We start from the raw sequence: 13,173 nt of genomic DNA, 5'->3' as shown, positions 1-13,173 counted from the left end.
ATATCTCTCCAAGCAAGGCTTCACCAAGCAAGGCTGCACCAGGAATATCCGATGTTGATCACTTGTCCCTATTGCGGCCCGCGCGACGTCATCGAGTTCACCTACCAGGGTGACGGCAACCGCGAGCGTCCCGACCCCGCCTCGCAGAACTTCGAAGCCTGGAACGCCTATGTCTATGACCGGCTGAACCCGGCCGGAGACCACAACGAGATCTGGCAGCATTCCGGCGGCTGTCGCGCGCATCTCAGGGTCGTGCGCAACACGCTGACGCATGAGATTTCCAGCGTCGCCTTCGCACGCGGCGATCACGGTCCGGTCGCGCGGCGCAAGGCGGAGGGCAGATCGTGAGCCCGCGCCGGACCGAGACCGGCGGCCGCATCGACCGGCTGAAGACCATCCGCTTCACCTTTGATGGCACGCCCTACACCGGCCATGCCGGCGATACGCTGGCTTCGGCGCTGCTGGCCAACGGCGTCACGCTTTACGGGCGCTCGTTCAAATACCACCGCCCGCGCGGCCTCCTGACAGCAGGCGTGGAAGAGCCGAACGCGCTGGTGACGGTGCTGAAGGGCGAGGTCCGCGAGCCCAACATCGCGGCGACCATGGTCGAGATTCATGACGGGCTGGTCGCCGTCAGCCAGAACCGTTTTCCGTCGCTGGCCTGGGACGTCAGCGCCGTCAACCAGCTCGGCGGCAAGCTCCTGTCGGCCGGCTTCTACTACAAGACCTTCATGGGTCCGGTGATCGGGCCGCTGAAGGGCACGCGCTTCTGGATGTTTTGCGAGCATTTCATCCGCCGCGCCGCCGGCCTCGGCCGTGCCGGTTCCGCGGCCGACCCGGCGCGCTATGAGCGCATGAACGCCTTTTGCGACGTGCTGGTGGTCGGCTCCGGCCCTGCCGGGCTGACGGCCGCCAAGGCTGCTGCTGACCAGGGCGCGCGCGTCATTCTTGCCGAACTCGATCCGCGTTTCGGCGGCTCGGCCAACTGGTCGAACGAGACGATTGATGACTTGCCGGCGGCCGACTGGGCCAGGCGAACCGTGGCCCAGCTCGAGGGTTACGACAACGTCCGGCTTCTGCCGCGCACGACGGTCTGGGGCTACTACGACAGCAATACGCTTGCCGCCCTTGAGCGCGTCACCGATCACAAGGAGACACCCGGCAAGGGCGAACCGCGCCATCGCTATTGGGCGATCCGCGCCCGATCGGTAGTGCTGGCCACCGGCGCTTTCGAACGGCCGCTTGTATTCCCGGGCAATGACCGCCCGGGCGTGATGCTGGCGCATGCCGCGGAGCGCTACGCCAACGAATTCGGCGTGCTGGCGGGGCAGACGGTCGCGCTGTTCACCAACAATGACAGCGCCTATCGCTGCGCCCTGGCGCTGAAGAAGGCCGGCGCAAGGATTGCCGCGATTATCGACGTCCGCCCCGAGCTTTCGGGAGAAATGCGCAAACTGGCCGAGGAAACCGGAGCCGAGATCTTTCCCGGCCATGCCGTGATCGCCACTGAGGGCGGCAAGGCGCTCTCCGGCGTCAAGCTGCAGCGCTTCGACATGGCCAACGGCACGCTCACTGGCGACGCCCGCAGCATCCATGCCGACTGCCTCTTGATGTCGGGGGGCTGGTCGCCAACTATTCATCTGGCCAGCCAGGCCGGCGCCAAGGCGGAGTGGAATGCCGCCCGACAAGCCTTCCTGCCGCCGAAGCCGACGCAGAACTGGATTGGCGCAGGCGCCTTCACCGGCAGCTTTTCCACCCCCGAAGCGATGACCGAGGGCCGCGCCGCGGGCCTTGCCGCGGCAGGCGCGCAAGCCACGCCGGCCGCACTGCCCTCGGTCAAATCCGTAGCTTGCGATCCCGATCCGGCGCCGGTGTTCGAGATCAGGGCCAGCGGCAAGAGCTTCGTCGACTTCCAGCACGACGTGACGTCGGAGGACGTGCGGCTGGCGCACCGCGAAGGCTTCGTCTCGGTCGAGCATCTGAAACGCTACACCACGCTCGGCATGGCGACCGACCAGGGCAAGAATTCCAACGTCCCCGGCCTGGCCATCATGGCCGAGGCGCTGGGCAAGCCGATCCCGGAAGTCGGCACGACACGCTTCCGGGCGCCTTTTGCACCGGTTTCGATCGGATCACTGGCGGCGGAGCGCTTCGGCGACCTCAAGCCCGAACGGCTGACGCCGATGCATGACTGGCATGTCGCCAATGGCGCAACCATGTATTCCGCCGGCCTGTGGTACCGGCCGATGATCTACGGCCTTGCCGGCGAAACGGTCGAGCAGGCCTATGTGCGCGAGGCCAGGGCGACGCGCGAAAGCGCCGGCATCGTCGATGTTTCGACGCTGGGCAAGATCGCGGTGCAAGGTCCGGACGCGGCCGAATTCCTCGACCGTGTCTACACCAACATGTTTTCCACGCTGGCCGTTGGCAAGGCGCGCTACGGGCTGATGCTGCGCGAGGACGGACTGGCCTTCGACGACGGTACCACATGGCGGCTCGGCGAACAGGATTTCCTGATGACCACCACCACGGCCAATGCCGGCAAGGTTATGCAGCATCTGGAATATTTCCTCGATGTGGTCTGGCCGGAGCTCAAGGTTCATGTCACCTCCGTGACCGACCAGTGGGCGGGTGCCGCGATCGGCGGGCCGAAAGCCAGGCAGATCCTGGCCGGCTGCGTCGCCGGCACCGCTGTCGACAATGCGGCGCTGCCGTTCATGGGCATCGTGCATGGCCAGATCGCTGGCGTGCCGGTGATGATCTGCCGGCTGTCCTTTTCCGGCGAAATGGCGTTCGAGGTCTATTGCGGCGCCGACCATGGCACGCATGTCTGGGAAGCGCTTATCGAGGCCGGCAAGCCGTTCGGACTGGTAACCTACGGACTGGAAGCGCTGGGCACCATGCGCATCGAGAAAGGCCATGTGACGGGCGCCGAGATCGACGGCCGCACCACGGCGCGCGACCTGCATCTCGACTGGATGCTGTCGAAGAAGAAGCCGTTTATCGGCTCGGCGATGATGGACCGCGAGGGCCTCATCTCGCCCGACCGGCTGGAACTTGTCGGCCTGGTCTCGCTCGACAACAGGCCGCTCAACGGCGGCGCGCATCTCGTCGAGGAGCTTGACGAGTCCAACCCGCACGGCTCCATCGGCCACATCACGGCCTGCTGCTATTCGCCGGCGCTCGGCAAGCACATCGCGCTGGCGCTGATCAAAGGCGGCAAGGCCAGGCACGGCTCGCGCGCCCATGTCTCCGATCCGCTGCGCAACCGGTTCGGACCGGTCGAGATCGTTTCCAACCACTTCTACGATCCGGACGGGAGCCGCATGCATGGTTGAGCGCCTTTCACCGCTGGAACCGGAATTCCATGTCGGCTCGCACGGCAATTTCGAACATGGTGTCGAGGTCATCCTGACCGAGACGAGACCGGGTTCGATCGTGCAGCTCGCCGCCTGGCCGGGCGAAGAGAAGAAACTGATATCAGGCATCCGCGCCGTCACCGGGCTTACGTTGCCCGACGGTGCCGGCGGTGGCGCCACCAATGGCGCCAAATCGGCATTCGGTTTCGCACCGGGAAAGTTCACCGTAGCCGACGAAGCCGAGGGGCTGGCCGCGGCTTTCGCGGGCGTGGTGACCCCCGCCATCGGCACGGTGACCGATCTTTCGCATGGCCGCAGCGTGATCCGCATCGCCGGACCGAAGGCCGAATGGGTGCTGGCGAAGTTCTTCGCCATCGATTTCGCGCTGCCGGCCTTCCCGCTCGGCGCCGGCCGCTCGACCACCCATCACGATGTCTTCGCCCAGATCCAACGCACCGGCGGCGACCAGTTCGACATCTACGTCTTCCGTTCTTTCGCGCGCTCCTTCTGGAAGGCGCTGTGTCACGCCAGCGAGGAAGTCGGCTACGAGGTACAGTAGGCTCGGGGTCGACGAATTCTGGCATCAAGGCCGGCCGGCTCTGACGCTACAGCAATGCGCCGGCGGCCGCCATAATGGCGTGATATGGCCGTCAAGCCGGTCCGAAGGGTAACAAAACCCGTCCAGAATCCGCGCATCCGTTTGGTTCGAATATCTCCATGACCGCAGAAATATCCGCCGGCGTCACCGATCGCGCCGATGTGCCAGCCAGAGCCCTGCTCCTGCTGCCGCTGACGGTCGCCTGCGGCGTGTTCATGACCAGTCTCGACCAGAATGTCGTGGTGACGGCACTGCCCGGCATCAGCGAAAGCCTTGGCCGTCCACCGAGCCAGCTTGGCCTGCTGATCACGGTCTACGTCGCCAGCCTGATCATCTCGATGCCGCTCGGCGGTTGGGCTGCCGACCGCTTCGGCCTGCGCAACGTCTACTGCTTTGCGCTGCTGGTATTCGCCGCCTCGTCGGCGCTGTGCGGCCTGTCCGACAACATCTGGACGCTGGTCGGCGCCCGCGCGCTGCAGGGCTTCGGCGGCGCGCTGATGGGCACGCTCGGTCAGGTCGTCATCCTGTCGACCTTCCCTAGAAGCCGGACGCTGAAGATCAACATGTATATCTCGCTGGCCGGCCAGTCCGGCCCGCTCGTCGGTCCGCTCGTCGGCGGCGCGCTGACCACTTACATTTCCTGGCGCTGGATCTTCTTCATCAACGTGCCCTTCGCGCTGGCCGCGGCTGTCCTTGCCGCCTCGCTGTTTCCGACGGTGACCAAACCCGTGCGCACACCGTTCGATTTCCCGGGCTTCCTGCTGGTCGGCAGCGGCATGGTCCTGCTTGTCTTCGGCATGGATTCGCTGGCGGCGAAAGATGCGGCCGCCGGCGTGATCGCGGCCGAGCTTGCCCTGGCGCTGGTCATCCTGACGGTCGCCTCGTTCTATTGCCTGCGCGTGCGCAATCCCTTGCTCGACCTCAAGCTCCTGCGCATCCGCACCTTCCGCATCTCCTTCCTCACCGGCGGCGGTCTGGACACGATCGGCCTCAGCTCCGTCGTCTTCCTGCTGCCGCTGATGTTCCAGCTCGGCTTCGGCATGAGCGCGGTACAGGCGGGATCGCTGACCTTCGTCGCCGCGGTCGGGTCGGTGGTCATGCGTGTCTTCATGCCTCGCCTGCTCAACCGCTTCGGTTTCCGCCGCGTGCTGGTTTTCAACACGCCCGTCGTCGCGGCCATGGTTGCGGGCTTTGCCCTGATGCAGGCGACCACACCGGTGTGGATCGTGCTTGCCTACATCTTCATCTTCGGCGTCTTCCGTTCCGCGCAATGGGCGTCGACCGGCAACCTTGCCTATTCCGACATCGCGCCCGATCAGCTCGCCCGCTTCAGCGCGCTCTATTACATATTGTGGCAACTGGCGGTGGCGATCAGCGTCGGCCTGGCCGCCGCGGCACTATCGTTTCTGGCCGGCGGCGGCCCGGCCGTCGCCAATGACTTCCGGATACTGTTCGTGATCGAGGGTGTCATCACGCTGTGCGCGCTATCAGCCTATCTCAAGCTGACGCCGCAGGATGGCGCCCATGTCAGCGGCCATGGCGCCCAGATGAACACGGAATAGCGGATGTCGCAGCGCAGCAGCGGCCTACTCGCTGAACGTCACCCATTCCTCCAGCGGCACGCGGTCGGTTCGGAAGGCGTTTTCGGGCTTCGACGTATCTTCATAACCGAGCGCCATGCCGCAGACGACGATCTCCTCGTCGGGAATGCCGAGCACCGGCCTGATCTGCCGGTGATAGGGCGCGAACGCCGCCTGCGGACAGGTGTGCAAGCCCCTGCCCCGCGCGGCAACCATGATGTTCTGCAGGAACATGCCGTAGTCGATCCAGGAACCCTGGTTAAGCCGGCGGTCGATGGTGAAGATCATGCCGACCGGCGCGTCGAAGAAGACGAAGTTGCGGTCGTGCTGGGCACGCATCTTGTCGACCTCGCGGCGACCGATGCCGAGCGCGCCGTAGAGCCCGAAACCGTTGGCGCGGCGGCGGGTCAGGTAGGGTTCGAAGAACTGCGTGGGATAATAGCGATATTCGTCCCAATCGGCCTTTTCAGCACGGATGCCGGAATTCAGGATGGCATCCGATATCCGCTGCTTGGTGTCACCCTTGGTGACATAGACCCGCCATGGCTGCATATTGGTGCCGGAAGGGGCGCGTGCCGCGACCGCCAGTATGTCGCGGATCGTGTTGTCGTCGACCATGTCGGGCAGAAAAGCGCGCACCGACCGGCGCGATACGATCGCGTCGTCGACGATCTCGGCATCAACCGTGATTCGAGCCTTCTTTCCAAGCATGGGCCGTCCTTACCCTGTGTCCCGATCGGACGTCCCCACTCGCCGCTCGCGGCCGAGCCTTTGCATGAACCGCCAAAATCGCGCAAGCAAATCTTGTGCACCCGTGAAAATCCGCTTGATTTTTTCACCGCTCCGGCATCTCATGAAATTTGATGGGATTTTTTCACGAGAGCGCGATTTGCCTCCAACTACAGCGAAAGCATTGCAGGGAAATTACGAGCGATTGCTGGCCAGCGACATCAGGGCGCTGCGCAAGGCGCGAGGGTTGACGCTCGCCGAGATCGCCCTGAAACTCGGCCGGTCGGTCGGCTGGGTCAGCCAGGTCGAACGCGGCCTGTCGACACCGTCGCTCAGTGATCTCCGGGCTTTCGGCGAACTGTTCGGCGTGCCGGTCAGCCTGTTCTTCGGCCACGACGTGCCTGTCGAAAGCGAGCGCGGCGCGGTCGTGCGGGCCGGCAGCCGCCGCACCCTTGGCACAAGCGAATCCGGCCTCATGGAGGAGCTTCTGTCGCCCGATCTCGGCGGTAGCTTCGAGATGCTGCGTTCCGTCTTCGCGCCGGGCGCCGAGCTCAAGAGCGAGGCGCGCCGGCCGACCGAAGAGGCTGGATATGTCGTGTCGGGGACGTTCGACATCGAAATATCGGGGACATGGCATCGGCTCGGCGAAGGCGATTCCTTTCGCTTCGAGGGCAAGCCATTCCGCTGGCGCAATCCGGGAATGGAGCCGGCGGTCGTCATCTGGGTGGTTTCGCCGCCAGTTTATTGAATGAAATTGGACCAAGGGTTGGAGAAGAACATGGCCGGTTTGCCGAGCACGGCACGCGTGGTGATCATCGGAGGCGGTGTCGTCGGCGCCTCCTCGCTCTACCATCTCGCCAAGGCGGGCTGGACCGACTGCGTTCTCCTGGAAAAGAATGAACTCACCTCCGGCTCGACCTGGCATGCCGCCGGTAACGTGCCGACCTTCTCCTCGTCCTGGTCGCTGATGAACATGCAGCGCTATTCGACCGAGCTCTATCGCGGGCTGGCCGAGGCCGTCGACTATCCCATGAACTACCATGTCACCGGCTCCCTGCGGCTTGCCCACACGCAAGAGCGCATGCAGGAGTTCCAGCGCGCCAAGGGCATGGGCCGCTACCAGGGCATGGACATCGATATCGTCGGCACGGACGAGATCAAGCGCCGCTATCCCTTCATCGAGACGCATGAGCTGGAAGGCGCCCTCTACGACCCGAGCGACGGCGACATAGATCCGGCGCAGCTGACCCAGGCGCTGGCCAAGGGCGCGCGCGACATGGGTGCCCGGATCATACGCTTCTGCCCGGTGACAGGCGTGCGCCGCGAAAGGGACGAATGGGTGGTCGTGACGCCGCAAGGCGAGATCCGCTGCGAGATCGTCGTCAACGCCGCCGGCTACCGTGCCGCCGAAGTCGGAAAAATGTTCGGCCGCGAGGTGCCGATGATGGTGATGAGCCATCAGTATATCCTGTTCGAGGAGATCCCCGAACTCGCGGCATGGTCGAAGGAACAGGACAGAAAGTTGCCGCTGCTGCGCGACGTCGATACCTCCTATTATCTGCGCCAGGAAAAGAACGGCATGAATCTCGGTCCCTATGAGCGCAATTGCCGCGCGCATTGGGCTGGTCACAACGACCCGATGCCGGAGCATTTTTCCTTCCAGCTTTTCCCCGACGATCTCGACCGGCTGGAACACTATCTGGCAGACGCCGTCGCCCGCGTGCCGATCCTGGGTACCGCCGGCCTGTCCAAGGTCATCAACGGCCCGATCCCCTATGCGCCGGACGGCAATCCGCTGATCGGGCCGATGCCGGGCGTCCCCAATGCGTTCGAGGCCTGCGTCTTCACCTTCGGCATCGCGCAAGGCGGCGGTGCAGGCAAGGTGTTGGCCGAATGGGTCACGCAAGGCCAGACCGAATGGGACATGTGGTCTTGCGACCCGCGCCGCTTCACGTCCTTCGCTTCGGCTCCGGATTACTGCGTTGCCAAAGGCATGGAGATCTACGGCAACGAATACGCCATCCAGTTTCCGCGCCATGCCTGGCCGGCGGGACGCGACAGGAAATTGTCGCCGATCCATGATCGCATGAAGGCGTTCGGCGCGCGCTTCGACGCCTATAATGGCTGGGAGCGCGCCACCTGGTATGCGCAGGATGGCGACGACGTCTCGGAGGAAGCAACGCTCACCTTCCGTCGCGACGGGCCGTGGCAGCACCGCGTGCGCGAGGAATGCCTGGCCGTCCGCGACGCCGCCGGCATCCTCGACCTGCCGGGTTTTTCGCGCTTCAACCTCGAAGGTCCGGGCGCCGCCGAATGGCTTAGCCGGCAAGTGACCGGCCTCGTGCCGAAGCCCGGCCGCATCGGTCTCGTCTATTTCTCCGACGACAAGGGCCGCATCGTCACCGAAATGTCGGTGGTGCGCCACGGCGAGGAATCCATGACGCTGATCACCGCGGCGGTGGCGCAATGGCATGATTTCGAATGGCTGAAATCGCACATGCCCGTCGATGCGACTTTCAAGCTGATCGACCGGACCGAGGAATTCTCCACCCAAATCCTGGCCGGACCCAAGTCGCGGGAAATCCTCGCCGCCGTCTGTGAGGCCGACCTGACCTTGCCCTGGCTCACGCATCAGGAAACCAAGATCGCCGGGCGCTGGGCGAAGCTGGTCCGCGTCTCCTTCGCCGGCGAACTCGGCTGGGAAATCCACACCAGGGTCGACGACACCGCCGCCGTTTTCGACACCATCTGCGCGGCGGGACAGCCGCACGGCCTGAAACCATTCGGCATGTACGCGCTGGATTCGTTGCGGCTTGAAAAGGGCTATCGCACCTGGAAAGGCGACCTCTCGACCGACTACTCGATCCTGCAAGGCGGGCTCGAGCGGTTCGTCAAATGGGACAAGCCCGAGTTCCGCGGCAAGGCGGCGCTCCAGAACGAGAAGCAGCAGGGCGTCAAGAAGCGCTTCGTCACGCTGGTGGTCGAAAACCCCGGCGATTGCGACGCCCCCTACATGTCGACGCTGTGGCATGACGGCCAGATCGTCGGCGAGACGACGTCGGGCGGCTGGGGCCATCGCGTCGGCAAGTCGATCGCGCTCGGCATGCTGCGTGCCGATCTGGCGGAGCCCGGCACCGCCGTGGAGATCGAGATCTTCGGCGACCGTTTCAAGGCGGTCGTGCAGAACGATGAGCCCTTGTGGGATCCGAAGAACGAAAGGTTGAGAGCCTGATGCCAAAACCATCATCGCGCATTTCAGGCATCGTGCCGTCGGGCAAGGATGGCTGGGAAGTCCACTTCGCCGCATGGGCCCGCAAGGAAGCCGGCGAGGACATCATCATGCTGTCGGTCGGCGATCACGATTTCGACACACCTTCCGAAACGATCGAGGCTTGCGTGACCGCGGTTCGCGGCAGCAATCACCACTATACCCCTTTGCCCGGCCTGCCGCGCCTGCGCAAGGCGATGGCGGCGGCCTCGGTCGCCTGCACGGGCGTCGGGACGACGCCGGACCAGGTCATCGCCACGCCGGGCGGCCAGGCGGCGCTCTACGCCGCCGTGCAGGCCGTGCTCGACCCGGGCGACCACGCCATCGTGGTCGCGCCATACTACGCGACCTACCCCAACACCTTCAGCGCCGCGGGCGCGACCTTCACGGTTGTCGAGACGCCGGCCGAGGACGGTTTCCAGCCCCGCGCCGACATGATCCGCGCGGCACTTCGGCCGAACACGCGCGCCATCCTGATCAACACGCCGAACAACCCGACCGGAGCCGTCTATTCGCGCGAACGGCTGGAACAGCTGGCCGAGGTCTGCCGCGAGCACGATTTGTGGCTGCTGTCCGACGAAGTCTATTGGACGCTCGGCGGTGGCGAGCACATCTCGCCGCGTTCCCTGCCCGGCATGGCCGAGCGCACGCTGGTCATCAATTCCATGTCCAAGAGCCACGGCATGACCGGCTGGCGCATGGGCTGGCTGACCGGCCCGAGCGAGATGATCTCGCTGCTGACCAACCTCAATCTGGTGACGACCTACGGCCTGCCGGCCTTCATCTCGATCGCCTGCACCGAGGCGCTGGAGAAGGGTTATGGCGTGAAGGAAATCGCCGAACGCTATGCGGCGCGACGCGCCGTCCTGCTCGACGCCGTGCGCGGCATGAACGATGTCGGCGTGCGCGGCTCCGAAGGCGGCATGTATGTCATGCTCGACATATCGGCCGTCGAATCCGACGACGAGAAATTCGCTTTCGCCTTCCTCGACAAGGAGAAGGTCGGCGTCATGCCCGGCTCCAGCTTCGGCGAGGCCGCGGCAGGCCATATCCGCGTCAGCCTGTGCCAGCCGGAACCCGTCTTGCGGGAAGCAGCACTCCGGCTGCGCCGCTTTGTCTCCAGCTACCGCCGCGAGGCCGCATGAACATCCCTTCCCCCAGAACCATTCCCGCCAAGGCAAGGGCCGTCATCATCGGCGGCGGCGTTTCGGGCTGCTCGGTCGCCTATCACCTGGCCAAGCTCGGCTGGACCGACATCGTCCTTCTGGAGCGCAAGCAGCTGACCTCGGGCACGACATGGCATGCCGCCGGCCTGATCGGCCAGTTGCGCGGCTCGCAGAACATGACGCGGCTGGCGAAATATTCGGCCGACCTCTACGTCAAGCTGGAAGCCGAGACCGAGGTCGGCACCGGCATGCGCCAAGTCGGCTCGATCACCGTCGCGCTGACCGAGGAGCGCAAGCACGAGATCTACCGTCAGGCGTCACTCGCCCGCGCCTTCGATGTCGACGTGCGCGAGATTTCGCCCAGGGAAGTCAAGGAGATGTACCCGCATCTCAACGTGTCCGACGTCGTCGGCGCCGTGCATTTGCCGCTTGATGGCCAGTGCGACCCCGCCAACATCGCCATGGCGCTGGCGAAGGGCGCGCGCCAACGCGGCGCCACCATCGTGGAGAATGTGAAGGTCACCAAGGTCCACACCAGGGACGGCCGCGTCACCGGCGTGTCCTGGGCGCAGGGCGAGGAGCAAGGCACGATCGAGGCCGACATCGTCGTCAACTGCGCCGGCATGTGGGCGCGCGAACTGGGCGCCCAGAACGGCGTCACCATCCCGCTGCACGCCTGCGAGCATTTTTACCTCGTTACCGAGCCGATCCCGGGGCTGAGCCGCCTGCCGGTGCTGCGCGTGCCCGACGAGTGCGCCTATTACAAGGAAGATGCCGGCAAGATGATGCTCGGCGCCTTCGAGCCAGTGGCCAAGCCGTGGGGCATGGATGGCATCCGTGAGGATTTCTGCTTCGACCAGTTGCCCGAGGACATGGACCATTTCGAGCCCATCCTCGAAATGGGCGTCAACCGCATGCCGATGCTGGCCACCGCCGGCATCCATACTTTCTTCAACGGCCCCGAAAGTTTTACGCCCGACGACCGCTACTATCTCGGCGAGGCGCCGGAACTGCGTGGCTACTGGATGGCGACTGGCTACAATTCGATCGGCATCGTCTCGTCAGGCGGCGCCGGCATGGCGCTGGCACAGTGGATCAACGACGGCGAGGCACCGTTCGACCTGTGGGAAGTCGACATCCGCCGCGCCCAGCCTTTCCAGAAGAACCGCCGTTACCTCAAGGAGCGCGTCTCCGAAACGCTCGGCCTGCTCTATGCCGACCATTTCCCCTATCGCCAGATGGCGACATCGCGCGGCGTGCGCCGTTCACCCCTGCATGAGCATCTGAAGGCGCGCGGCGCCGTGTTCGGCGAGGTCGCCGGCTGGGAGCGCGCCAACTGGTTCGCGCGCGAGGGACAGGAGCGCGAGTACCGCTATTCCTGGAAGCGGCAGAACTGGTTCGACAACCAGCGCGAGGAGCACCTCGCCGTCCGCAACAAGGTCGGCCTGTTCGACATGACCTCGTTCGGCAAGATCCGCGTCGAAGGCCGCGACGCCTGCGCCTTCCTGCAAAAACTCTGCGCCAATGACATGGACGTAGCGCCGGGCAAGATCGTCTACACGCAGATGCTCAACCGGCGCGGCGGCATCGAGAGCGATCTCACAGTGTCGCGCCTGTCGGACACCGCCTATTTCCTCGTCGTGCCCGGCGCCGCGCTGCAGCGCGACCTCGCCTGGCTGCGCAAGCACCTGACAGATGAGTTCGTCGTCATCACCGATGTAACCGCTGCCGAAAGCGTACTCTGCCTGATGGGCCCGGATGCGCGAAAACTGATCCAGAAGGTCAGCCCCAACGACTTCTCCAACGAGAACAACCCATTCGGCACGTTCCAGGAGATCGAGATCGGCATGGGCCTCGCCCGCGCCCACCGTGTCACCTATGTCGGCGAACTCGGCTGGGAGCTCTATGTCTCGACCGACCAGGCGGCCCACGTCTTTGAAGCCATCGAAGCGGCCGGCGCCGATGTCGGCCTCAAGCTGTGCGGGCTGCATGCGCTCGACTCCTGCCGTATCGAAAAGGCTTTCCGCCATTTCGGTCACGACATCACCGACGAAGACAATGTGCTGGAAGCCGGCCTCGGCTTCGCGGTGAAGACGGCCAAGGGCGATTTCATCGGCCGCGACGCGGTGTTGAAGAAGAAGGAAGCCGGATTGAGCCGCCGGCTGGTCCAGTTCCGGCTGAAGGACCCGCAACCGCTGCTCTTCCACAACGAGGCGATCCTGCGCGACGGCAAGATCGTCGGTCCGATCACCTCAGGCAATTACGGCCACCATCTCGGCGGCGCGATCGGGCTGGGCTATGTGCCCTGCCAGGGCGAGACCGAGGCGGATGTGCTGGCCTCGTCCTATGAGATCGAGATCGCCGGCGAGCGGTTTGCGGCAGAGGCATCGCTGAAGCCGATGTATGATCCGAAATCGGAACGGGTGAAGACGTAGCGCGGTTTTCCCTTCTCCCACAAGGGGAGAAGGGCAGT

The 13,173-nt window shown here is 64.8% G+C and carries 9 protein-coding genes; 8 read left to right on the top strand and 1 reads right to left on the bottom strand.

The genetic code is table 11. The annotated features are described in order from the left end of the window. Window positions 1–51: 51 nt before the first annotated feature. From LB541_RS25820 to LB541_RS25805, 4 genes are all read left to right on the top strand, one after another. Window positions 52–348, top strand: coding sequence for a sarcosine oxidase subunit delta (locus LB541_RS25820; protein WP_140516363.1), 297 nt, complete (start codon window positions 52–54; stop codon window positions 346–348). After that, window positions 345–3,338 carry a sarcosine oxidase subunit alpha gene (locus tag LB541_RS25815; RefSeq protein WP_224619883.1) on the top strand — a complete coding sequence of 998 codons (2,994 nt, stop codon included), beginning with the start codon at window positions 345–347 and terminating at the stop codon, window positions 3,336–3,338. The genes LB541_RS25820 and LB541_RS25815 overlap by 4 nt, the downstream gene beginning before the upstream one ends. Continuing rightward, window positions 3,331–3,918 (top strand): sarcosine oxidase subunit gamma family protein, encoded by a 588-nt coding sequence (gene soxG, locus LB541_RS25810; protein WP_224619882.1) that lies wholly within the window; start codon window positions 3,331–3,333, stop codon window positions 3,916–3,918. The genes LB541_RS25815 and soxG overlap by 8 nt, the downstream gene beginning before the upstream one ends. 158 nt (window positions 3,919–4,076) lie before the next feature. Continuing rightward, complete coding sequence (locus LB541_RS25805) at window positions 4,077–5,519, top strand: MFS transporter (RefSeq protein ID WP_140516369.1); 1,443 nt, start codon at window positions 4,077–4,079, stop codon at window positions 5,517–5,519. A 24-nt stretch (window positions 5,520–5,543) separates the two neighbouring features. Here the strand turns inward: LB541_RS25805 and LB541_RS25800 are convergent, their stop codons facing one another. Continuing rightward, window positions 5,544–6,248, bottom strand: a complete 705-nt coding sequence (locus LB541_RS25800; protein WP_140516370.1) for a nitroreductase — start codon at window positions 6,246–6,248, stop codon at window positions 5,544–5,546. Window positions 6,249–6,471: 223 nt separating this feature from the next. On the opposite strand from LB541_RS25800, the gene LB541_RS25795 reads away from it, so the two are divergent. Genes LB541_RS25795 through LB541_RS25780 form a run of 4 tightly spaced genes read left to right on the top strand, consistent with a single transcriptional unit; the run spans window position 6,472 to window position 13,135 of the window. Then, the gene (locus tag LB541_RS25795; protein ID WP_181167629.1) at window positions 6,472–7,014 is read left to right on the top strand and encodes a helix-turn-helix domain-containing protein; all 543 of its coding nucleotides are present in this window, start codon (window positions 6,472–6,474) and stop codon (window positions 7,012–7,014) included. Between the two features lie 30 nt (window positions 7,015–7,044). Beyond that, the gene (locus LB541_RS25790) at window positions 7,045–9,498 is read left to right on the top strand and encodes an FAD-dependent oxidoreductase (RefSeq protein ID WP_224619881.1); all 2,454 of its coding nucleotides are present in this window, start codon (window positions 7,045–7,047) and stop codon (window positions 9,496–9,498) included. Next, complete coding sequence (locus LB541_RS25785) at window positions 9,498–10,679, top strand: pyridoxal phosphate-dependent aminotransferase (protein ID WP_140495619.1); 1,182 nt, start codon at window positions 9,498–9,500, stop codon at window positions 10,677–10,679. Before LB541_RS25790 ends, LB541_RS25785 begins: the two co-directional genes overlap by 1 nt. After that, the gene (locus LB541_RS25780; RefSeq protein ID WP_224619880.1) at window positions 10,676–13,135 is read left to right on the top strand and encodes an FAD-dependent oxidoreductase; all 2,460 of its coding nucleotides are present in this window, start codon (window positions 10,676–10,678) and stop codon (window positions 13,133–13,135) included. Before LB541_RS25785 ends, LB541_RS25780 begins: the two co-directional genes overlap by 4 nt. The last annotated feature ends 38 nt before the right edge of the window (window positions 13,136–13,173 follow it).

Origin of the sequence: Mesorhizobium sp. BR1-1-15, assembly GCF_020165475.1 — a bacterium.
Lineage (GTDB): Bacteria > Pseudomonadota > Alphaproteobacteria > Rhizobiales > Rhizobiaceae > Mesorhizobium.
The sequence above is the reverse complement of the archived record's forward strand: the minus strand, read 5'-3'. Positions and strand labels throughout refer to the sequence as shown.